This window comes from Acinetobacter sp. WCHA45, assembly GCF_002165255.2.
Taxonomy (GTDB): Bacteria; Pseudomonadota; Gammaproteobacteria; order Pseudomonadales; family Moraxellaceae; genus Acinetobacter.
In genome coordinates, this window is sequence record NZ_CP028561.1 from 835981 (window position 1) to 856083 (window position 20103).

The 20103-nt window shown below is 39.3% G+C and carries 18 protein-coding genes and 2 tRNA genes; 13 read left to right on the forward strand and 7 right to left on the reverse strand.

The features are described 5' to 3' along the window. Positions 1–22: 22 nt before the first annotated feature. Positions 23–108, reverse strand: a tRNA-Leu gene (locus CDG55_RS05360). Positions 109–122: 14 nt separating this feature from the next. Beyond that, positions 123–196, reverse strand: a tRNA-Cys gene (locus CDG55_RS05365). Positions 197–348: 152 nt separating this feature from the next. Between CDG55_RS05365 and folD the strand changes: the two genes are divergently transcribed. Together folD and CDG55_RS05375 are read left to right on the forward strand one after the other, a co-directional pair. After that, entirely contained in the window at positions 349–1197 is an 849-nt protein-coding gene (folD, locus tag CDG55_RS05370; RefSeq protein WP_087536976.1) for a bifunctional methylenetetrahydrofolate dehydrogenase/methenyltetrahydrofolate cyclohydrolase FolD, read from the forward strand. 47 nt (positions 1198–1244) lie between these two features. Further along, positions 1245–1913: a class I SAM-dependent methyltransferase gene (locus CDG55_RS05375; protein ID WP_087536977.1), complete on the forward strand. Its 669-nt coding sequence runs from the start codon at positions 1245–1247 to the stop codon at positions 1911–1913. Positions 1914–1967: 54 nt separating this feature from the next. Here CDG55_RS05375 and CDG55_RS05380 read toward each other — a convergent pair whose 3' ends face one another. After that, on the reverse strand, positions 1968–2390 hold the full coding sequence (locus tag CDG55_RS05380; RefSeq protein ID WP_087536978.1) for a hypothetical protein: 423 nt from the start codon (positions 2388–2390) through the stop codon (positions 1968–1970). A gap of 258 nt (positions 2391–2648) precedes the next feature. Here CDG55_RS05380 and glpK point away from each other — a divergent pair, with 258 nt between their 5' ends. From glpK to glpD, 3 genes are all read left to right on the forward strand, one after another. Continuing rightward, positions 2649–4163 (forward strand): glycerol kinase GlpK, encoded by a 1515-nt coding sequence (gene glpK, locus CDG55_RS05385; protein WP_087536979.1) that lies wholly within the window; start codon positions 2649–2651, stop codon positions 4161–4163. A gap of 50 nt (positions 4164–4213) precedes the next feature. Next, positions 4214–4972 (forward strand): DeoR/GlpR family DNA-binding transcription regulator, encoded by a 759-nt coding sequence (locus CDG55_RS05390; RefSeq protein ID WP_005158113.1) that lies wholly within the window; start codon positions 4214–4216, stop codon positions 4970–4972. Positions 4973–5228: 256 nt separating this feature from the next. Further along, entirely contained in the window at positions 5229–6749 is a 1521-nt protein-coding gene (gene glpD / locus CDG55_RS05395) for a glycerol-3-phosphate dehydrogenase (RefSeq protein WP_087536980.1), read from the forward strand. A gap of 117 nt (positions 6750–6866) precedes the next feature. On the opposite strand, the gene CDG55_RS05400 is transcribed toward glpD, so the two are convergent. The 3 genes from CDG55_RS05400 to CDG55_RS05410 form a co-directional block, all read right to left on the reverse strand. After that, entirely contained in the window at positions 6867–7346 is a 480-nt protein-coding gene (locus CDG55_RS05400) for a hypothetical protein (RefSeq protein ID WP_087536981.1), read from the reverse strand. 6 nt (positions 7347–7352) lie between these two features. Further along, entirely contained in the window at positions 7353–7556 is a 204-nt protein-coding gene (locus CDG55_RS05405) for a hypothetical protein (protein ID WP_087536982.1), read from the reverse strand. 502 nt (positions 7557–8058) lie between these two features. Then, positions 8059–9888, reverse strand: coding sequence for a phosphoenolpyruvate carboxykinase (GTP) (locus tag CDG55_RS05410; protein WP_005158109.1), 1830 nt, complete (start codon positions 9886–9888; stop codon positions 8059–8061). A 396-nt stretch (positions 9889–10284) separates the two neighbouring features. Between CDG55_RS05410 and CDG55_RS05415 the strand changes: the two genes are divergently transcribed. From CDG55_RS05415 to CDG55_RS15240, 5 genes are all read left to right on the forward strand, one after another. Then, positions 10285–11223: a diacylglycerol/lipid kinase family protein gene (locus tag CDG55_RS05415; protein ID WP_087536983.1), complete on the forward strand. Its 939-nt coding sequence runs from the start codon at positions 10285–10287 to the stop codon at positions 11221–11223. Beyond that, positions 11204–11959, forward strand: coding sequence for a metallophosphoesterase family protein (locus tag CDG55_RS05420; RefSeq protein WP_087536984.1), 756 nt, complete (start codon positions 11204–11206; stop codon positions 11957–11959). The genes CDG55_RS05415 and CDG55_RS05420 overlap by 20 nt, the downstream gene beginning before the upstream one ends. 188 nt (positions 11960–12147) lie before the next feature. Next, on the forward strand, positions 12148–12438 hold the full coding sequence (locus CDG55_RS05425; protein WP_005144860.1) for a co-chaperone GroES: 291 nt from the start codon (positions 12148–12150) through the stop codon (positions 12436–12438). Positions 12439–12498: 60 nt separating this feature from the next. Next, the gene (groL, locus tag CDG55_RS05430) at positions 12499–14133 is read left to right on the forward strand and encodes a chaperonin GroEL (protein ID WP_004878354.1); all 1635 of its coding nucleotides are present in this window, start codon (positions 12499–12501) and stop codon (positions 14131–14133) included. A 306-nt stretch (positions 14134–14439) separates the two neighbouring features. After that, the gene (locus tag CDG55_RS15240; RefSeq protein WP_155757122.1) at positions 14440–14613 is read left to right on the forward strand and encodes a hypothetical protein; all 174 of its coding nucleotides are present in this window, start codon (positions 14440–14442) and stop codon (positions 14611–14613) included. Positions 14614–14617: 4 nt separating this feature from the next. Here CDG55_RS15240 and CDG55_RS05435 read toward each other — a convergent pair whose 3' ends face one another. Then, positions 14618–15058: a hypothetical protein gene (locus CDG55_RS05435; protein ID WP_087536985.1), complete on the reverse strand. Its 441-nt coding sequence runs from the start codon at positions 15056–15058 to the stop codon at positions 14618–14620. A gap of 371 nt (positions 15059–15429) precedes the next feature. Between CDG55_RS05435 and CDG55_RS15620 the strand changes: the two genes are divergently transcribed. The 3 genes from CDG55_RS15620 (at position 15430) to epmA (ending at position 20095) form a co-directional block, all read left to right on the forward strand. Continuing rightward, positions 15430–17832, forward strand: coding sequence for a YadA C-terminal domain-containing protein (locus CDG55_RS15620; RefSeq protein WP_111313911.1), 2403 nt, complete (start codon positions 15430–15432; stop codon positions 17830–17832). A gap of 215 nt (positions 17833–18047) precedes the next feature. Beyond that, positions 18048–19115 (forward strand): 4-phosphoerythronate dehydrogenase, encoded by a 1068-nt coding sequence (locus CDG55_RS05445; RefSeq protein WP_087536986.1) that lies wholly within the window; start codon positions 18048–18050, stop codon positions 19113–19115. Then, on the forward strand, positions 19112–20095 hold the full coding sequence (gene epmA, locus CDG55_RS05450) for an EF-P lysine aminoacylase EpmA (protein ID WP_087536987.1): 984 nt from the start codon (positions 19112–19114) through the stop codon (positions 20093–20095). Before CDG55_RS05445 ends, epmA begins: the two co-directional genes overlap by 4 nt. Positions 20096–20103 lie beyond the last annotated feature (8 nt).

A 20103-nucleotide genomic window follows, 5' to 3' on the forward strand; every position in this document is an offset into this window, starting at 1 on the left:
CCAAATTTCATTTGCTGAAAAATGGTGCCCGAGGCCAGACTCGAACTGGCACGCTTTGTGGGCGGGGGATTTTAAATCCCCTGTGTCTACCGATTTCACCACTCGGGCTTTAAAACCAAATTTGGAGGCGGGGGTCGGAATCGAACCGGCGTACACGGAGTTGCAGTCCGCTGCATGACCATTCTGCCACCCCGCCATCATTTGGTGATGCACATATTAGCAACCTTTAGAAAAAAAACAATAGTGTTTGCCGTGAATATGCACATAAAAACAACATCTAAAAGAATATTGGTCAAATTATCATGTATTATTTACGCAATTGATTCATACCCACTTTGGAGATGCGCTGTGGCATTGGTTTTAGACGGTCGTGCGTTGGCAACACAAATCGAAGCTGATTTGTTGGTTCGTGTAGAAGCATTAAAAGCAAAAACGGGACGTACCCCAATTTTGGCAACAATTTTGGTTGGTGATGATGGTGCATCGGCAACGTATGTGCGTATGAAAGGCAACGCTTGCCGCCGTGTCGGTATGGATTCATTGAAAGTTGAGCTTTCTAAAGAAACAACTACAGAACAATTGCTTGCTGAAATTCAAAAATTAAATGCGAATCCTGATGTACACGGTATTTTGTTGCAGCACCCAGTGCCTGAACAAATTGATGAAAGAGCATGTTTTGATGCCATTTCATTAGCTAAAGATGTGGATGGCGTGACGTGTTTAGGTTTTGGTCGTATGGCTATGGGCGAGGCTGCATATGGTTCAGCAACTCCAGCTGGCATCATGACCATTTTGCAAGAAAACAAGATTGAGATCGCGGGTAAACATGCAGTTGTGGTCGGTCGCTCAGCGATTTTAGGCAAACCAATGGCAATGATGTTATTACAGGCGAATGCGACAGTGACCATTTGCCACTCACGTACTCAAAACTTAGCTGAATTGGTAAAACAAGCAGATATCATTGTCGGTGCGGTGGGTAAAGCGGAGTTGATTCAAAAAGACTGGATCAAGCAAGGTGCAGTTGTTGTAGATGCAGGTTTCCACCCGCGTGATGGCGGTGGTGTCGGTGATATTCAATTAGTGGGAATCGAAGAGATTGCTTCTGCTTATACACCAGTTCCAGGTGGTGTGGGGCCAATGACGATTACGACTTTGATTCGTCAAACTGTTGAAGCTGCTGAAAAAGCATTAGTTTAAAGATTAATAGCCCCTCGATAAGAGGGGTTTTTTAGAATTAAAGATATATGAGTTGTACATTTCAATTTGCGAAAGCCCCTGAACATTTACTTCAAGCATTACATGAAGTCATCCCTAATACGGATCTACTAGCACAGCAGCTTCCTGAAACACCTATATCGTTATGGTTGATTCCACCAGTTTTTCCAACGGATCGTTTGGATGACGAAGTGATTTGTCGTATTTGGAATGAAACGCCGTATTGGATTTTCTGTTGGGCATCTGGTTTAGCAATGGCACAGTGGTTACTCGCTGAGCCACATCATGTTAAAGATAAAGTGGTCTTGGATTTTGGTGCAGGTTCGGGCGTAGTTGCAATTGCTGCAAAAATGGCAGGTGCGAAACGTGTGATCTGTTGTGATATTGATCCAGTAAGTCTCGCGTCATGTCGTGAAAATGCTTTGTTGAATGATGTTGAACTTGAATATTTGGATGATTTATATAAAGCCGAACAAGTGGATGTATTGCTCGCTGCGGACGTGCTGTATGACCAATGCAATCGTTTCTTCTTGGATGAATTTCTTAAGTTCGCACCTGAAGTTTGGGTTGCCGATAGCCGAGTTAAAAACTTTAGCCATCCTCAATATATGAAGATTGATGAACGCAGTGCAACGACTTGGCCTGATTTGGATGAATCCAAAGAGTTTAGAAATGTGAGTTTTTATAAGACCTTATAATAAGTAAGCAGATAAAGCTAAGGTGGTTTAAATCAACCACCTTATTTTTAACTATTATGAACAGGTATAGCGAATGACTTTAAGTGTGGTCGGGCGTGCCTCAAGTGCTTGTCGTGTTGCATATCCTTCACTGTTATTGAAATCAGGTGAATTAGAAAGTCCAAAAGTTGCACGACTATTTCCAAGTTTTACGCCGTATTGTTCTTGTTGTGTAGGATTCATAATTTCATTCACACTGAGTATTGAAATTTTATAAGTTTTTCCTACGCCTAAAACTTGGTTGCATGCATGTTGTAATTTCTTTTGATCTAAATCTTGATTGGTATGTGCTGCAAGGGTGTAAGTAATCGTGGCTGAAGTTGTTGTTTTATTTTCTATTTGGTAACCCGTCACGCCGTTAAATTTGTGTGGTGTACTTTGACATGCAGTGATCACAAGTGCACTTGTAACGATAATGAATAAATTGGTTTTTTTCATATCTATGATCCTATTATTTCCATAATTAGTATGGCATAAAATAAGGTTGTTATTGTGAGTAATCTTTGAAATTGGCGCTATTCATCGTATTGAGGTTCAAAGTTAAAGAAAGAATTTTCGTTTTCGAACAATTTTGCATATAATCTGCCAAGTTTTTTATTTAATACAGAAGTCGTTGCTTTATTGCAGTATTTTTGCCCGTTTTAACGGGCATTTAGTTTATTGGTCTGCTATAAGGCAAGTCTGGATAGGTGTGTCATGATCTCTACAGATAGTCAAAAAAAATATGTGGTTGCGTTTGACCAAGGTACAACAAGTTCACGAGCAATCGTGTTGGATCATGATGCAAATGTTATTAGTATTGCTCAGCGCGAGTTCACGCAAATCTACCCACAACCAGGCTGGGTTGAGCATGATCCTATGGAAATATGGGCAACTCAAAGTGCAGTTTGGGTTGAGGCGCTAGCACAAGCGGGTATTTCAAGTGACCAGATTGCTGCAATCGGGATTACTAACCAACGTGAAACCACGATCATTTGGGATAAGAAAACTGGTAAGCCGATTTATAATGCTATCGTTTGGCAAAGCCGTCAAAGCAATGAAATTTGTAATCAGTTACATCAAGATGGTTGGGATGATTATGTTCGAAAAGTAACGGGCCTAGTCATCGATCCATATTTTTCAGCAACAAAAATAAAATGGATTCTTGATCGTGTTGAAGGAAGTCGTGAGCGTGCAGAGCGCGGTGAGCTTTTGTTTGGTACGGTGGATACGTGGTTGATTTGGAAATTGACCAATGGTCAAGTTCATGTGACAGATTATACCAATGCTTCACGTACCATGCTGTTTAATATAGAAACCTTAGAATGGGATGATAAGTTACTTCAAGCTTTAAACATTCCAAAAGTAATGTTACCAACTGTGCGTAGCTCATCTGAGGTCTATGGATATACACACACCATTAGTGGTCAGGAAGTTGGAATTCCAATTGCAGGTATTGCGGGGGATCAACAAGCTGCATTATTTGGACAAATGTGTGTAGAAGTCGGGCAGGCCAAGAATACCTATGGGACGGGTTGTTTCTTATTGATGAACACAGGGAAGCGTATAGTTCAATCTGAACATGGTTTGTTGACTACCATTGCATGTGGTGCAAAAGGTGAAGTGAATTACGCTCTAGAAGGTGCTGTGTTTAATGGTGGATCATGTGTGCAATGGTTGCGTGACGAACTCAAAGCGATTAATGATTCGTATGATTCTGAATATTACGCCACCAAAGTGAAAGATAGTAATGGCGTATATGTTGTTCCTGCATTTACAGGTTTGGGTGCGCCGTATTGGGACCCAACCGCACGTGGTGCGATCTTGGGTATTACACGTGGTGTGAGTATTGAGCATATTATTCGTGCGACCTTAGAGTCAATTGCTTATCAAACACGCGATGTATTAGATGCAATGCAACAAGACTCTGGCGAAAAGTTGCGGACACTCCGCGTAGATGGTGGTGTAACAGCGAATAACTTCTTGATGCAATTCCAAGCGGATATTCTTTCGACTTCAGTTGAACGTCCAGCAATGAAAGAAACAACAGGGATGGGAGCCGCATTTTTGGCTGGTTTAGCTGTCGGTTTCTGGTCGGATTTAAATGAATTGAAGAGTAGAATGTCGATCGAACGAACCTTTATACCTGAATGCAGTCAGGATCAAACTGAGAAATTGTATAAAGGTTGGTTAAAAGCTGTCGGACGTACTCGAGATTGGGCAGAAGATTAAGCTAAAATAGCCGGATTTAATATGCCGTAAATAACACAGGATTGATGAGCATGAGCTTGATACTACGCCAACAAAAAACCCTCGAATTAGTACGAGAGCGTGGTTATATTAGTATTGAAGAACTTGCTCAACATTTCGATGTTACACCACAAACGATTCGTCGTGATATTAATCAATTAGCGGATGAAGGCCTTTTGCGCCGTTATCATGGCGGCGCTGCGCATGATTCAAGTGTTGAAAATACAGAATATACGATGCGTGTCGGGCATATGCTTGAGCAAAAAAGAACAATTGCTGAAGCTGTTGCTGCTGCCGTTCCAAATCACGCTTCTTTATTTATTAATATTGGCACCACAACCGAAGCGATTGCTCATGCACTACTGAATCACACGGGCTTAAAAGTCATTACTAATAACCTGAATGTTGCAAAGACCCTGAGCACAAAAGAGGATTTTGAAGTTCTGATTGCCAGTGGTCGTGTTCGTCCAGATGGTGGTGTCATTGGTCAAGCAACCGCTGATTTTTTCAAACAGTTTAAAGCAGACTATGCGCTTATCGGGATTAGTGGAATTGAAGAAGATGGCACATTGCTTGATTTTGATTTTCAGGAAGTGTGTGTCTCTCAAGAAATTCTTTCAAGTGCACGCCAAGTTTTTTTAGCCGCGGATAGCAGTAAATTTGGGCGTAATGCGATGATTCGATTAGGTTCACTTAAGCAAGTGGATTGTATTTTTACTGATCAACAGCCAAATGAGCAATTTATAAAAACCATCCGAGAGTTAGATGTTGGTTTGATTGTTGCAAAATAAATATTCATTTTCGAAAAATTGTTACTTTTCTTGAGTTAATCAATTTAACTCAAGATATATTCAATAAAAACTATATTTTTCTTATAAATAAATACGGTTACCGTGTTTCTGAACTGTTAGTTTCTCCATCGAATTTTACCATTTATCTAAAAGTGTCGATAGATTGGCATTTTTTGATCTATTTTTTATTGTTTATTTTCGATTTATATGTTTAAATTTTCATTATCGAAAAATAATGAAAAATTTGTGGTGATCTATGCAAACTTCTCCTCAGACAAATGAAAAGATCTATGACCTTGCGGTCATTGGTGGTGGTATCAATGGTGTTGGTATTGCGGCTGATGCTTCAGGACGCGGTTTATCGGTATTCTTGTGTGAAAAAGATGATTTAGCCAGTCATACTTCTTCAGCAAGCAGTAAGCTGATTCATGGTGGTTTACGTTATTTAGAACACAAAGAATTTCGTTTAGTACGTGAAGCGTTAGCTGAGCGTGAAGTGCTATTGGCTAAAGCTCCACATATTATTCGCCCAATGCGTTTTATTATGCCGCATCGCCCACATCTTCGCCCTGCATGGTTGATTCGCACGGGTTTGTTCTTCTATGACCATTTAGGTAAGCGTGAGAAATTATTGGGTTCAAATAATGTCTATTTTAAAGAAGATAGCCCTTTAAATTCTGCGATAACACGTGGTTTTGAATATTCTGACTGTGCTGTTGATGATGCTCGTTTGGTTGTACTTAATGCGATGCATGCCCGTGAAAAGGGTGCTGATATCGTAACTCGTACTCGTTGTTTGTCTGCACGAAGAGATGGGCAGTATTGGATTGTTGATTTAGAAAATGAAAATTGTCAATTCCAAATTAAAGCAAAGGCACTGGTCAATGCTGCTGGCCCTTGGGTCGCAAAATTCATCAAACAAGATTTAGAGTTCAAATCACCTTACGGTATTCGCTTGATTCAAGGTAGTCATATCATTGTGCCGAAATTATATGAAGGTGATAAAGCCTTTATTATGCAAAATGATGACCGCCGTATTGTGTTCGCAATTCCGTATTTAGATCAATACACCATGATTGGAACTACAGATCGTGAATACCAAGGTGATCCTGCGCAAGTACAAATTACTCAAGCAGAAACAGACTATTTGCTTGAAGTGAGCAATGCACATTTCAAAAAACAGCTTACTCAATCGGATGTTATTTGGACATTTGCTGGGGTACGTCCACTCTGTGATGATGAATCAGATAATCCATCAGCCATTACCCGTGACTATACTTTGGCTTTGTCCAAAGGTGAGGTGGGGCAGGCCCCATTACTTTCCGTATTCGGTGGAAAATTAACAACATATCGTAAATTGGCTGAGTCGGCTATGCAGCAGTTAAAAGTATTCTTCCCTGAAATGAAGGGGAGTTGGACTGCAACAGAAGCTTTACCTGGTGGCGAAAATATGGAGTCTGTTGAACAGTTGGTGCGAGAAATTCGTGCACAAGTCACTGATGCATCAGAAGATTTAGTTAAGCGTTGGGCATCAGCTTATGGCTCACGTATTTGGAATATTCTAGGCGAGAAAAGTTCGGTTGAACAACTTGGGCAGCATTTTGGACAAGGTTTGTATGCACGTGAAGTGGATTATTTATGTACTGCTGAATGGGCGACGACCAGTCAAGATATTTTATGGCGCCGTTCCAAATTGGGCTTGAGTTTTACACAAATTGAAATGAATCAATTGGATACTTATTTAGTATCCAAACAGCAAGAGCCGCATGCCGCTTAAAAAATCGTATAGCCGGACTGTTTTTAAAAAGCTTTTTATCTAACGCCTGAGTTAAGCCGCGAAGCGGCTTCGGCTTGAATGAATTGTTAGGGCGCAGTTGCATAGGCTATAGGCAAGCTAGTACCCGAGCCTTTTGCAAGTTGCTTTATCAACGAAGACATCTCCCATTTTTTGTCCGTATATACTGCTGTAGGCATATGTGTAGGAAAGTCCTCTGTCAAAAGCTGGGTTATTCGCGTTTTGTGCACAGGCTTGGGGGATGATTTCTTGTTGCGTTGCAGCTAGCCACTGTACAATTTCGCTTTGTGACAAGCCGTTTTTTACCCGCAATATGTTCTCAAAATGCACGTTCCTTCCAGAAGAACTCGCGTTAAAAGATGTCGTCATGTCATCCAAGTACAAATGCTTGTTTGTATTGCTTTGTTTGGCAATCTCCGCCGCAATTTCTTCAATTTGCCTTATTTGTGCAGCACTCGGCTCTTGGTCAGATGCCACGGCAACGCTTAGTACATCCTTTGCGGTATTAGTTGAAAATACGATTTTCCAAAAAATGAATGCAACGATGCAGGCCGCCCAGAACAGGAGATTCTTTTTCATCTTCAACTATTCCTTATCTTTGGGTTTTTCTGATTCAGAGTTGTCTTCTTTTGGCTTTGACGGCCTCACAATAAGAAACTCATAGCCCAATGCAAACCCAAAGGTAAGCAAAAGGACGGACATCCCTTGGAGATTGTATCGACCGATAAGCCAAAGATTGAACAACAGCACTGCGCCTCCGATAAGGCGAAGCTTTGTGGTCTTCTGCATGGTGGAACTCCTCGCGGTATGTGGCACAAGCCCTAACTACTCTTATATGGTAGAAGTGACGTGTAAGATTCCAAATTCTGATGCATAAGATACCTGATTGATTAAAATGAAATAAAAATAATTGATTTATTTGAACTTAAAATTATCAACAAATAATAAAAATAACAAGGATAATAAAATACCAGTTCATTAGCCTAAATTACTTGATTTAGTTAGGCAGCATATCCGTTATAAGCATATTAGTTATAGGGTTGGGTGGGTCTGTTATTTAAGATATCTCTAGTCGTGATGAAACCAAAATCTTCGATTTTCGACGTGTCACCATTTTGATGGTTTATGGTATTTCTTTGGTTGGGTTGTTTAATTTTGCACCACAATTGTTTTAGTAACTACTTATAAATGTGTTGCGCATCGTTACTTGATCAGCCAAATAAAAAGGCCACCGAAGTGACCTTTTAAATCTCCCTGAACCCCTCTTTAATCAAGAGGGAAACTAGAGTGATTAAGCAGATTTAACAGCTGCTAATAATTCATTTTGACGATCTTTAAGTGCTTGTGGTAAACGATCACCTAGTTTAGTAAATAACTCAGTGTGGCTTTCAAGCTCTTTGATCCATTGGTCTTTGTCTTGTGCTGTAACAGTTTCGAATTGTTCTTTAGAGAAGTCGATACCTGTCCAGTTCAACTGTTCGTAAGTTGGAACATAACCGATTGGTGTTTCAGTCGCTTCAGCACGACCTTCACAACGATCAATAATCCACTCAAGAACACGCATGTTTTGACCGAAACCAGGCCATACGAAGTTGCCTTCAGCATCACGACGGAACCAGTTTACATTGAAGATTTTTGGTAATTTGTTACCAGCAGCTTCTGCTTTAGCGCCAACTTCTTGACCAAGTTGTAACCAGTGACCGAAGTAATCAGCCATGTTATAACCAGCGAAAGGAAGCATTGCAAATGGGTCACGGCGAACAATACCTTGTTGACCAACAGCAGCAGCAGTTGTTTCTGAACCCATTGTTGCAGCTTTATAAACGCCATCAACCCAGTCAAAAGCTTCAGTTACTAAAGGTACTGTATCTGCACGACGACCACCGAAGATGAATGCAGAGATTGGTACACCTGCTGGATTTTCCCAGTCAGCATCAATAGAAGGGCATTGACCAGCTGAAACTGTAAAGCGAGCATTTGGATGAGCCGCTTTTTCACCTTCAACGTGAGGCTGACCTTTCCAGTTGGTTAAGTTTGCTGGAACTTCTTTAGAAAGACCTTCCCACCAAATTTCACCGTTATCTGTTACAGCAACGTTCGTATAGATAACATCTTTAGTTAATGTCGCCATACAGTTCGGGTTGGTTTTGGTATTTGTACCAGGTGCAACACCGAAGAAACCCGCTTCTGGATTGATTGCGTATAAACGACCATCTTCACCTGGTTTGATCCAAGCAATATCGTCACCTACAGTTTCAATCTTCCAACCTTCATAACCTGCTGGTGGAATCAACATAGCAAAATTGGTTTTACCACACGCAGAAGGGAATGCCGCAGCGATGTAGTGTTTTTCACCTTGTGGATTGGTTACGCCTAAAATAAGCATGTGCTCAGCTAACCAACCTTGCTCACGACCCATTGCAGAAGCAATACGTAAAGCTAGGCATTTTTTACCAAGTAAAGCATTACCACCATAACCAGAACCGTAAGACCAGATTTCACGAGTTTCTGGGTAATGAACAATGTATTTTTCATTGTTACATGGCCAAGCGACATCTTTTTGACCATCTTTCAATGGAGCAGCAACCGTATGAACACATGGGATAAACTCACCATCTGTACCTAATACGTCATAAACTGCTTTACCCATACGCGCCATTTTTGTCATGCTGACAGCAACGTAAGGTGAATCTGTTAATTCGATACCGATGTGTGCAATATGGCTTCCTAAAGGACCCATAGAGAAAGGAACGACGTACATGGTACGACCTTCCATTGCGCCATCAAATAAGCCGTTTAATTTCGCACGCATTTCAGCAGGCGCAACCCAGTTGTTTGTTGCACCAGCATCTTCTTGATTTTCAGAGCAGATATATGTGCGATCTTCAACACGAGCAACATCAGAAGGGTCAGAATTTGCAAGATAAGAACCAGGATGTTTTTCTTGGTTAAGTTGTTGCATGGTGCCGTTAGCGATCATCAAGTCGATCAGACGTTGATATTCTTCCGCGCTTCCGTCACACCATTCGATTTTTGCTGGTTTGGTTAATTTTGCAATTTCTTCCACCCATGCAATAAGCTTAGGGTGACGAACGAATTCTGGTGCGTTCACTTGGGTCATGGTGATGCCTTTTTAAAGTGTGTACGACGTACAATTCTATTCATTGGATGACAATGAAAATAGATGAAGTAAAAAAAGTGGCTGTATTAAAGCATAAAATCGTAAAAAAAATAAGACTACCGTGCTTAATAGAGTCTTAATCTAAGAGTGTATATTTATGGGTAACGTATTGTTTTTGCGTAAATTGAGTATTTTTTAGTTCTATATGTAATTTTTTTATGTGTATTATTTTTATTTTAAATTATTATTAAAAACAATTAGATAAATTTGTTTATTTTTTTTGAGAATTATTATTGATAAATTGAATAATGCTCATCCAAAATTTACATAAACAAACTTTTAATTGTTGATTTTATAAACAAAAATACTGGTGATTTATCTTTAAGGCTGTTAGGTATGATTCAGAATTTACGGCCCTTGTCCATAATTTACAATCAAAAATCTGGCTTTCATGCAGCACAGCAAGAAGACCAGTATGAAGCTCTTATGGCTTTTTGGAGTCAGAAAGGATTTGAAATTCAGGTGTTTGAATTAAATTCGCACATGAATTTTGATGAAATGATGAATAATATTTTATCTCGACATCAACAGGAACATGCGCGTGGGGTAGTTGTTGCTGCAGGTGGTGATGGTACATTAAATGCCGTAGCAAAAAAGTTAATGCATACCAATATTCCAATGGGAATAATGCCCTTAGGTACGTTTAATTATGTTGCACGTGCTTTAGATATTCCGATTGATGTGGCTCTAGCAGCAGAAGTAATCGCAGTGGGTCAACCGCGCGAAGTTCATGTTGCAACGATTAATGATCAAATTTATTTGAACAATGCCAGTTTAGGTTTGTATCCTTTATTCATTAAGAAGCGTGAACTTTATAACCAGTATTTAGGGCGCTTTCCATTACATGCTTATACTTCGGCGTTAGATGTGTTACTGCGCGAACATAAATCATTAAAACTCGCACTCACGGTTGATGGGAAAAAATATCCTGTAGTTACTCCGTTAATATTCTTTGGTAATAATCAGTTGCAATTAGAGGATATGAAATTAAGAGTTGCAGAATGTGCTGCAAAAGGCAAGTTAGCTGGAGTTGTTGTTGCTAAAAGTGACCGAATCAGTTTATTAAAAATGTTATGGAAACTTGTTCAAGGGGAAATCGATCAAGCATCAGACGTCTATTCTTTTTGTGCCGAACAAATACAGGTTGACTGTAAAAAGGCCAAACTTACTGTCGCAGTCGATGGGGAATTAGTGGATATGCAACCACCTTTAACGTTCTCAGTAAAAAAATCAGCCTTGAAAGTGATGGTTCCAAATGTTGTTGCACCTATCTGATCTACATTTTGGTACTGAGCGTGAAGAATGTATTCAAGCGATACAACTGTTTTGCCAACAAAAACGCCCAGAGGCAATTATAATCAGTGGTGATTTAACCCAGCGTGCGCGTTTTAAGCAATTTTATGATTGCCGTCAGTTTTTAGATTCTTTACATATCCCATATCTTGTTGTGCCGGGTAATCATGATATTCCGCTTTATCATGTCTGGAAACGCTTCTTCTCTCCATTTGTACGTTACCAAGCGTTTTTTGGCCGTTTAGAGTCTACTTTAGAAACGGAGCATTTTTATATTGTTGGCATGAATAGTATTCGTCGGAGATACCATACCCGAGGGCATATTTCTCTTGAGCAAATTCATGAAACGGATACCAAGCTGAAAAATGCACCCACAAATAAAATAAAATTGGTCACTTTCCATCAGCCTTTTTATACCTTCCCAAATGAGCATGGAGATAAGGATTGTCCTGTGCTTGCTAAAATTGCATTAGAACGTTGGGGTGAGACAGGGTTGTTTGGTTTATTACATGGGCATCTACACAAAGTTGCTGTTCATGATTTAAATCAAATTTTTCAATTGGGATTCAACCATCCTATTTTAGATATTCATGCTGGAACAGCAACTTCAAATCGTTTGCGTTTTGGGTTTTCAAATAGTTTTAACGTGATTTTAGATGACGGAACAATTGAGCATTATTGGTTTGATGAAAAACAGAAAATCTTTCTTCGATCATGAAATGCTGCTTAATTCGGCAAGATCATGTGATTGTGTTGAAAAAAACATCTTTAAATAGATTTTTTTTTAATTTCCCCCTTGAAGCCATTTTTTTTAACCCCACAAAAGTGGCATATCAAATTTTGTTATGGCGCTTTTGTCTTGTCATAACAATTTATCAAAAAAGACTAAGTCTGATGGAGTTAAATATGAGCAACATTCGTCCATTACATGATCGTGTTGTGATTCGTCGCGTAGAAGAAGAAACTAAAACGGCTGGTGGTATTTTACTTCCAGGTTCTGCTGCTGAGAAACCTTCTCAAGGTGAAATCATTGCAGTGGGTAATGGTCAGATCACTGACAATGGCGTTCGTGCTTTAGACGTTAAAGTTGGTGACAAAGTATTGTTCGGTACTTATGCAGGTACAACAGTAAAAGTAAGTGGTGAAGAACTCTTAATTATGAAAGAGTCGGACATCTTAGCTGTGCTTGAAGGCTAACTCGACACATAACTCAAATTTATTTTCAGATTCAGTATTTAAAAAGATTCGGAGTTTAACATGTCAGCTAAAGACGTAAAATTTGGTGATTCAGCTCGCTCAAAAATGATCGCAGGCGTTAACGTGCTTGCAGATGCAGTAAAAGTAACTTTAGGTCCTAAAGGCCGTAATGTTGTCATCGACCGTTCTTTCGGTGCACCACACATTACTAAAGATGGTGTAACAGTTGCGAAAGAAATTTCTTTAAAAGACAAGTTTGAAAACATGGGTGCTCAACTTGTTCGTGAAGTTTCTTCTAAAACCAACGACATCGCGGGTGACGGTACAACAACGGCAACTGTACTTGCTCAAGCAATTTTAAATGAAGGGATCAAATCTGTAACTGCAGGTATGAACCCAATGGATTTAAAACGTGGTATCGATATCGCAGTAAAAACGGTTGTTGAAAATATCCGTACCAATGCAAAACCTGCTGATGATTTCAAAGCAATTGAACAAGTGGGTTCAATCTCTGCAAACTCTGACACAACTGTTGGTAAGTTGATTGCGCAAGCAATGGAAAAAGTAGGTAAAGAAGGTGTTATCACTGTAGAAGAAGGTTCTGGCTTCGAAGATGCTTTAGACGTTGTAGAAGGTATGCAGTTCGACCGTGGTTATATCTCTCCATACTTCGCGAACAAGCAAGATACTTTAACTGCTGAACTTGAAAATCCGTTCATTCTTCTTGTAGATAAAAAAATCAGCAATATCCGTGAATTAATCACGGTATTAGAAGCTGTTGCTAAAACAGGTAAACCACTTCTTATCATCGCTGAAGATGTTGAAGGCGAAGCGCTTGCTACACTTGTTGTAAACAACATGCGCGGTATTATCAAAGTATGTGCGGTTAAAGCACCTGGTTTTGGTGACCGTCGTAAAGCAATGCTTCAAGACATCGCGATCTTGACTGGCGCAACTGTGATTTCTGAAGAAGTCGGCATGTCTTTAGAGCAAGCTTCTCTTCAAGATTTGGGTACTGCACACAAAATTACTGTATCTAAAGAAAATACAGTGATTGTTGATGGTGCGGGTAATGCTGAACAAATCGCTGAACGTGTTCAACAAATCCGTGCGCAGATCGAAGAATCTACGTCTGAATATGACAAAGAAAAACTTCAAGAACGTGTTGCTAAATTAGCAGGCGGTGTTGCTGTGATTAAAATCGGTGCTGCAACTGAAGTTGAAATGAAAGAGAAGAAAGATCGTGTTGACGATGCACTTCATGCAACTCGTGCAGCAGTTGAAGAAGGTGTTGTAGCAGGTGGTGGTGTTGCACTGGTACGTGCTGTAAACGTACTAGATGGCTTAAAAGGTGCAAACGAAGATCAAACTGCGGGTATCAACATTTTACGCCGTGCGATTGAAGCGCCACTTCGTCAAATCGTTTCGAATGCTGGTGATGAGCCATCAGTTGTCATCAATGCAGTTAAAGCGGGTGAAGGTAACTTTGGCTATAACGCTGCAACTGGTGAATATGGCGATATGTTGGAAATGGGTATTCTTGACCCAGCTAAAGTAACTCGTTCTGCATTAGAACATGCTGCTTCAGTTGCTGGTTTAATGTTGACTACAGAATGTATGATCACTGATATCCCAGAAGATAAACCAGCTGCTCCAGATATGGGCGGAATGGGTGGTATGGGCGGAATGATGTAATTACATCATCTTCCTAGATTAAAAAAATCCCTGCTAATGCAGGGATTTTTATTTCTTAATAATAAAATGACATTTTTTGACATACCTCATTTGGGGTATAGAAATTTTTACAAAAAAGTATAATAATCTACACATTATTTTATTTACGAGAAATTTTAACTATTTCGAAATAAAGGTAAAACTTCTATTTGTATTCAAGTGGGGAGAATGTTTTTATTAAATATAAATAGTGTAATTTGTAAATATACTTAAAAATTAAACTCTTAATAAATAGAGTGGTAAAATTATTAAACGAGGAGGAGTATCTTGTTAAAAACTAAATTAAAAAATGAAAATATAGGTTACGCACTTTATCCAGTAAAAGAGGTGCAAAACCTTTATTCTTGTAAAATTAGATATGAATCTTTACTAAAAGAATTGGAGCAATTGCAAAAGGAAAATTGGCATTTGAAACAATTACTATTAAGAACGAGTAAATAAATTTTTACTCGTTCTGTGATAAAAATTCATTTACGATTTCATAAATTATTTGTTTTTGCTTTGGACTTAATAATCCAATTTTTTTAGGTAGATCGTCTAAGTAAAACTGAATTTTTTCATGGTCATTTTTTGTGCGGTTTTTTGGGGTAGGACTTACTTCTCCGAAACGTAACCATTGCGTGGAAATGTCTAGCCACGCAGCCAAAATTTGTAATTTATCTTGGTTAGGTATTGCCGTACCTGATAACCAGTTACTCGCAGTTTGCACACTAATAGAATGACCGTTATAGCGTATGTTGAACTCTCGAGCCAACCAAGTTGGTCTGTTAACAGGCCAGTTCTGCTCTAAAAGCTGTTGTTTCAGTCGTTGACTAAAAGCCTTTTTTTCGTTGATTTCCTGCATCTTAAGAGCGTTTCTCACCATAACGTATTGATAAATAATCATATCATTTTATGAGTCAAATTTTGATTTATAAAATTAACCCAATGATAAATTTTATATGGATATTTTGTTCTAATCGTAATTTTTTATTACTTTGATTTAATTATTAGTAAAAAGTATGAAGAAAAATGGAATTTTAAATCAAATATTGATTGATAAAAATTTAAAGTGAAATTAGAATCCGAGATAAGGGGTGTTTAGAGTATGAGCAGTTACTTTTTCATCAACGTGAAAGGCTCTGTCTTTAGACCATTAACTTAAAAAGTTAAGCAAAATTAACACTAAAAGATTTCTTAGCCTAAACTCCAGATCAATGGTTAGGTACTTTTTAGTGTTATTACAAGTTTATACTTCAAAAATAGGATGTCTTTTTAATGAAAAAATCTTTTCAATTATCAGCAGTAGCGATTGCAATTGCTGCATCAAGTTCAGCTATAGCTGGTGTTTCAGTTAATGGTAGCCCTTCATTCGGCACAATTAATACCACAACAGTTTCAATTAATAATTTAGGCACAGGTAATCAAGTACAAACTACGATGGATGATACCGGTTTAACTGTTGATAATAAAATTTCAACAATAAATCCAGGTAACCCAGGCACACCAACTAGCTCAAACTCAATTCAATTAGATTTGACAGGAACTCCGAACACCCCTGTTACAAAAACTGGAACTGTTACGCAAAAGCTTGAAGGTCAACAGCGGACAGAAACTACACAGGTTTATGATCCAAATAAAGTACAGTTTACTTCTTCTGATGTTATAGGTGATGAGACTACTAGTATCACTAATATTGAAATTACAGGACAGTATGATGCTAATGGTGTACTTGATGCTAGTAGTGTTTCAGCTACTTCAACACCTCAAGCTTTACCTGCAAACCCGTTCACTGCTACTTCTACAAATAATCAACAAGAATTGACGCTTGGACGTGAAAATACATCTGAAGATTATCGCTTAAGTATTACTAAAACTGATAGTGGTGTTACAAACACAACTACAGTAAGTGCGGCAGGTATATCAACAAATCAAATTACGCTTAATGGTCAAGATTTAGCAACAACAATTGCTAATGGTGATGCAGCTACATTAGCTTCAGCAAATACTTATACTGATAATCAGGTTGCAGCTGAAGCAGCAGCTCGTGTTCAGGGTGATGCTGATACATTAGCGGCAGCCAATACTTATACTGATAACCAGATTGCAGTTGAAGCAGCGGCGCGTGTTCAGGGTGATGCTGATACATTGGTGGCAGCTAATACTTATACTGATAATCAGGTTGCAGCTGAAGCAGCAGCTCGTGTTCAGGGTGATGCTGATACATTAGCGGCAGCTAACACGTATACTGATGGTAAAGTTGCAGCAGAAAAAACAGCTCGCGAAACTGCAGATACCGCAATTCGTAATGATATCGCTACAAAAGTAACTACTAATAGCTTAGAAGTGAATGGTCCTAGTAACTTTAATGGTCCTGTAACTGTTAATAATGTTCAATCAAGTGTTGTGAATGCTCAGCCTACTGTAGCCGGTAAAGATATAGTTGTACCTACAGTAAATCAAAATTGGGCTAATACTACTCAAACGATTACTAGTGATCGAGTAGATTCTCAAGAGCAAACTCGCAATGAAACGAAGCAAGTCTATAATAAAGACTTATTGCAATTCAGTTCAGCAATTGTAGAAGGGACTTTAGAAACCACTACCTCACAAACTGCAACTGCAACTTATGATGCAAATGGCGTGATTGTTCCTGGTAGTCTACAAGGTCCTGCCTTAGGACAACCTACTCAAGAATTTAAAGAAAAATCTACTAGCTCAATTCAAGAAATTGCTTTAGGTCGTAAAGATATTCAAGATGATCTTGGTCTATCTATTACTAAAACAGCTGCTGGTGTAACTAATACATCTTCCCTTACTGCTGCTGGAATTAGCACCACGGGCTCAGTAACAGCTAAAGCTGTTATTGTAGATGGTAAAAATGTTGCAGACGAATTTACTCGTGTAGACGCAGCTGCAGCAGCTGAAAAAACCCGTGTAAACGGTGAGTTGGCTGCTGCTACGACTGACCGTGCTGCGATTCGTACCGAGTTTGCTGCCGCTGATACCGCAATTCGTAGTGAAGCTGCTATTGAAAAAACCCGTGTAAACGGTGAGTTTGCTGCTGCTACGACTGACCGTGCTGCGATTCGTACCGAGTTTGCTGCCGCTGATACCGCAATTCGTAGTGAAGCTGCTACTGAAAAAACCCGTGTAAACGGTGAGTTGGCTGCTGCTACGACTGACCGTGCTGCGATTCGTACCGAGTTTGCTGCCGCTGATACCGCAATTCGTAGTGAAGCTGCTACTGAAAAAACCCGTGTAAACGGTGAATTTACTCGTGTTGACACAGCGGCTGCAGCAGAAACAGTGCGTGTGAATACTGCTCTAACTACTGAAGCTACTGCTCGAAGTGCTGGTGATGCAGCTACTTTAACTGCTGCAAATAATTACACGAACGTTCGTGCAAACCAGTTAAACAGCCGTATTGATGATGTGCAACGTACTGCTTACCGTGGTATTGCAATTTCATTAGCTGCACAACAAGCAGTACCAAGCATTGGTCCTGGTCAAGTAGCTATATTTGGTGGTGTAGGTCATTATGAAGGTGAAACTGCTGGATCTATTGGTGTAGTAACTGCGTTTACAGACCGTCTTTCAGCAAGTGGTGCTTTTGGTTTCGCTGGTGGTAATGAGTTTGGTGGTCGTGTAGGTGTTGCTTACGTTTTTGGCGGTAAGTAATCTTGAACGATTAGTCAAATAAAAATAATAAAGTGAAGAGCTGGGAAGTCTAGCATCCCAGCTCTTTGCTATTAGGTTTTCACCTTTTAGGTTATTCTTTTCAGCATGAAGAATAGCCTTTTTTGTGTTTATTAAATCCAAAAATCATTTTATAAATTGCCAATTTAGGTCTCGCTAAGGATAATAAGCACATACAAATCGATGGAAAGAATTGCATGAAAATTATCGCAGATGAAAATTTGGCATTTACCGATTATTTTTTTGCAGATTTTGCTGAAATACAGCATAAAGCAGGGCGCACCCTGACTCATAATGATGTCCAAGATGCCGATGCACTTTTGGTTCGCTCGGTGACTAAAGTGAATCATGCCTTAATTGATCAGACCAAGCTTCAATTTGTAGGCAGTGCGACAATTGGTACAGATCATCTTGATATTCAAGCTTTGGAACAGCAGCATATTGCATGGAGTAATGCTGCGGGCTGCAATGCGCAAGCCGTTGCTGAATATGTGATTACTGCTTTATTGCATTTGAATATCGACTTATTAGAACAAGAGAGAGCTTTTACATTAGCAATTGTTGGCTTAGGCAATGTAGGGAGTCGACTCGCAGTGATGGCTCAATTGTTGGACTGGAATGTGATTGGCTATGACCCTTATGTGCAACTCGCTGGCATTGAAAATGTATCCTTTCAGGAGTTGTTAAAACAGGCTGATGCGATTTCAATTCATGTCCCTTTAACCTTAGCTGGTGATTATCCAACGCAACACTTGTTTAATGATGCTACGTTTGCTGCAATGAAAGCATCCGCAATTTTGATTAATAGTGCGCGTGGTCCAGTGATTCAACAATCTGCATTGATGAACGATATTAAAAAAAATAATCGTAAAGTTGTCTTGGATGTCTTTGAGTTTGAACCAGAGATTCCAGCGCAATTGCTGGATTTATTGGCTTTAGCCACCCCACATATTGCAGGGTATAGCCTTGAAGGTAAAGCGAGAGGAACACAGATGATTTATGAGGCATTTTGCGATAAATTTTCTTATAAAGCCTCAAAGCGTTTTGAGAGTCAATTGCCTCAGGTGGAACAATATTTCGGGCAGCAGGATTTAAAAGCTGTGCTTAAACAATATCTTACTCGGATTTACGATATTGCTGAAGATGATAAACAATTAAGAGCTTGTGTTCAAAATGCTAAAGTTGAACAAAAAGCATTTGATTTACTTCGTAAAAACTATCCTTTACGCCGTGAATGGGCGGCACACGGTGGACCAAAAGCATGAGCCAAGATATGAAATCCTATCAACCGACTTGTTCTATTGAGGCATTAAAAGCACGTGCAGAGATGTATCAAAAGATTCGTCAGTTTTTTGCTGAGCGTAAGGTATTAGAGGTTGAAACACCTGTTTTGTCTCAAGCTGCTGTAACCGATGTTCATTTGGCATCTGTACAAGTACAACGTCATATTCACGGCAAATTAAATACTCAATACTTACAGACTTCACCTGAATTTCCAATGAAACGTTTATTGGCCAGTGGTAGTGGAGCAATTTATCAAATCTGTAAAGTATTCCGTGATGATGAGCATGGGCGTAAGCATAATAGTGAATTTACCATGCTGGAATGGTATCGACCTGGTTTAGATTTAAAAGGTTTAATGCATGAAACAGCAGATTTACTAGAAGTGTGTTTGGCACATCGTTTTGGTGAAGTCCGTCCGTATATTTTGAGTTATAAGCATGCTTTTCAAGATCGTTTAGAGATTAATCCTTTACAAGCGAGTTTAAAACAACTTAAAGAAACTGCGAATCGTGTAGGACTCAATCTTGATTTAGGAAATGATCGCTTGGGTTATATCGATTTATTGTTTTCGCATTTCGTTGAACCAAGTTTAGGCTTTGATGCACCTGTATTTTTAACTGATTTTCCGCCTGAAATGGCATCGTTGGCTAAGGTGAAAACAGATGAGGATGGTGAATTAGTCGCAGCACGCTTCGAGGTATACATTGAGGGTTTAGAGATTGCCAATGCCTATGATGAGCTTTTAGATGCCAAAGTTTTAGCTGAACGTTTTGACGCCGATAATATCGAACGTGCTCAACAAGGATTACCCGTCATTCCAACGGATCAACACTTGTTAGCAGCTTTACCACACATGCCAGAATGCTCAGGGATTGCACTTGGAATTGATCGTTTACTGATGGTTGCGATGAATAAGATGAAAATTGATCAAGTGATTACTTTCCCAGCGGAGATTGCTTAGAAACTTTC

Bases quoted from the DNA above. Each gene is read 5' to 3' on its own strand.
- CDG55_RS05375 (WP_087536977.1), top strand. From the start codon at position 1,245: ATGAGTTGTACATTTCAATTTGCGAAAGCCCCTGAACATTTACTTCAA.
- CDG55_RS05435 (WP_087536985.1), bottom strand. From the start codon at position 15,058: ATGATTATTTATCAATACGTTATGGTGAGAAACGCTCTTAAGATGCAG.
- CDG55_RS05405 (WP_087536982.1), bottom strand. From the start codon at position 7,556: ATGCAGAAGACCACAAAGCTTCGCCTTATCGGAGGCGCAGTGCTGTTG.
- CDG55_RS05400 (WP_087536981.1), bottom strand. From the start codon at position 7,346: ATGAAAAAGAATCTCCTGTTCTGGGCGGCCTGCATCGTTGCATTCATT.
- CDG55_RS05445 (WP_087536986.1), top strand. From the start codon at position 18,048: ATGAAAATTATCGCAGATGAAAATTTGGCATTTACCGATTATTTTTTT.
- CDG55_RS05380 (WP_087536978.1), bottom strand. From the start codon at position 2,390: ATGAAAAAAACCAATTTATTCATTATCGTTACAAGTGCACTTGTGATC.
- groL (WP_004878354.1), top strand. From the start codon at position 12,499: ATGTCAGCTAAAGACGTAAAATTTGGTGATTCAGCTCGCTCAAAAATG.
- CDG55_RS05410 (WP_005158109.1), bottom strand. From the start codon at position 9,888: ATGACCCAAGTGAACGCACCAGAATTCGTTCGTCACCCTAAGCTTATT.
- epmA (WP_087536987.1), top strand. From the start codon at position 19,112: ATGAGCCAAGATATGAAATCCTATCAACCGACTTGTTCTATTGAGGCA.
- CDG55_RS05420 (WP_087536984.1), top strand. From the start codon at position 11,204: ATGTTGTTGCACCTATCTGATCTACATTTTGGTACTGAGCGTGAAGAA.
- glpK (WP_087536979.1), top strand. From the start codon at position 2,649: ATGATCTCTACAGATAGTCAAAAAAAATATGTGGTTGCGTTTGACCAA.
- glpD (WP_087536980.1), top strand. From the start codon at position 5,229: ATGCAAACTTCTCCTCAGACAAATGAAAAGATCTATGACCTTGCGGTC.
- CDG55_RS05425 (WP_005144860.1), top strand. From the start codon at position 12,148: ATGAGCAACATTCGTCCATTACATGATCGTGTTGTGATTCGTCGCGTA.
- CDG55_RS05415 (WP_087536983.1), top strand. From the start codon at position 10,285: ATGATTCAGAATTTACGGCCCTTGTCCATAATTTACAATCAAAAATCT.
- CDG55_RS15620 (WP_111313911.1), top strand. From the start codon at position 15,430: ATGAAAAAATCTTTTCAATTATCAGCAGTAGCGATTGCAATTGCTGCA.
- CDG55_RS05390 (WP_005158113.1), top strand. From the start codon at position 4,214: ATGAGCTTGATACTACGCCAACAAAAAACCCTCGAATTAGTACGAGAG.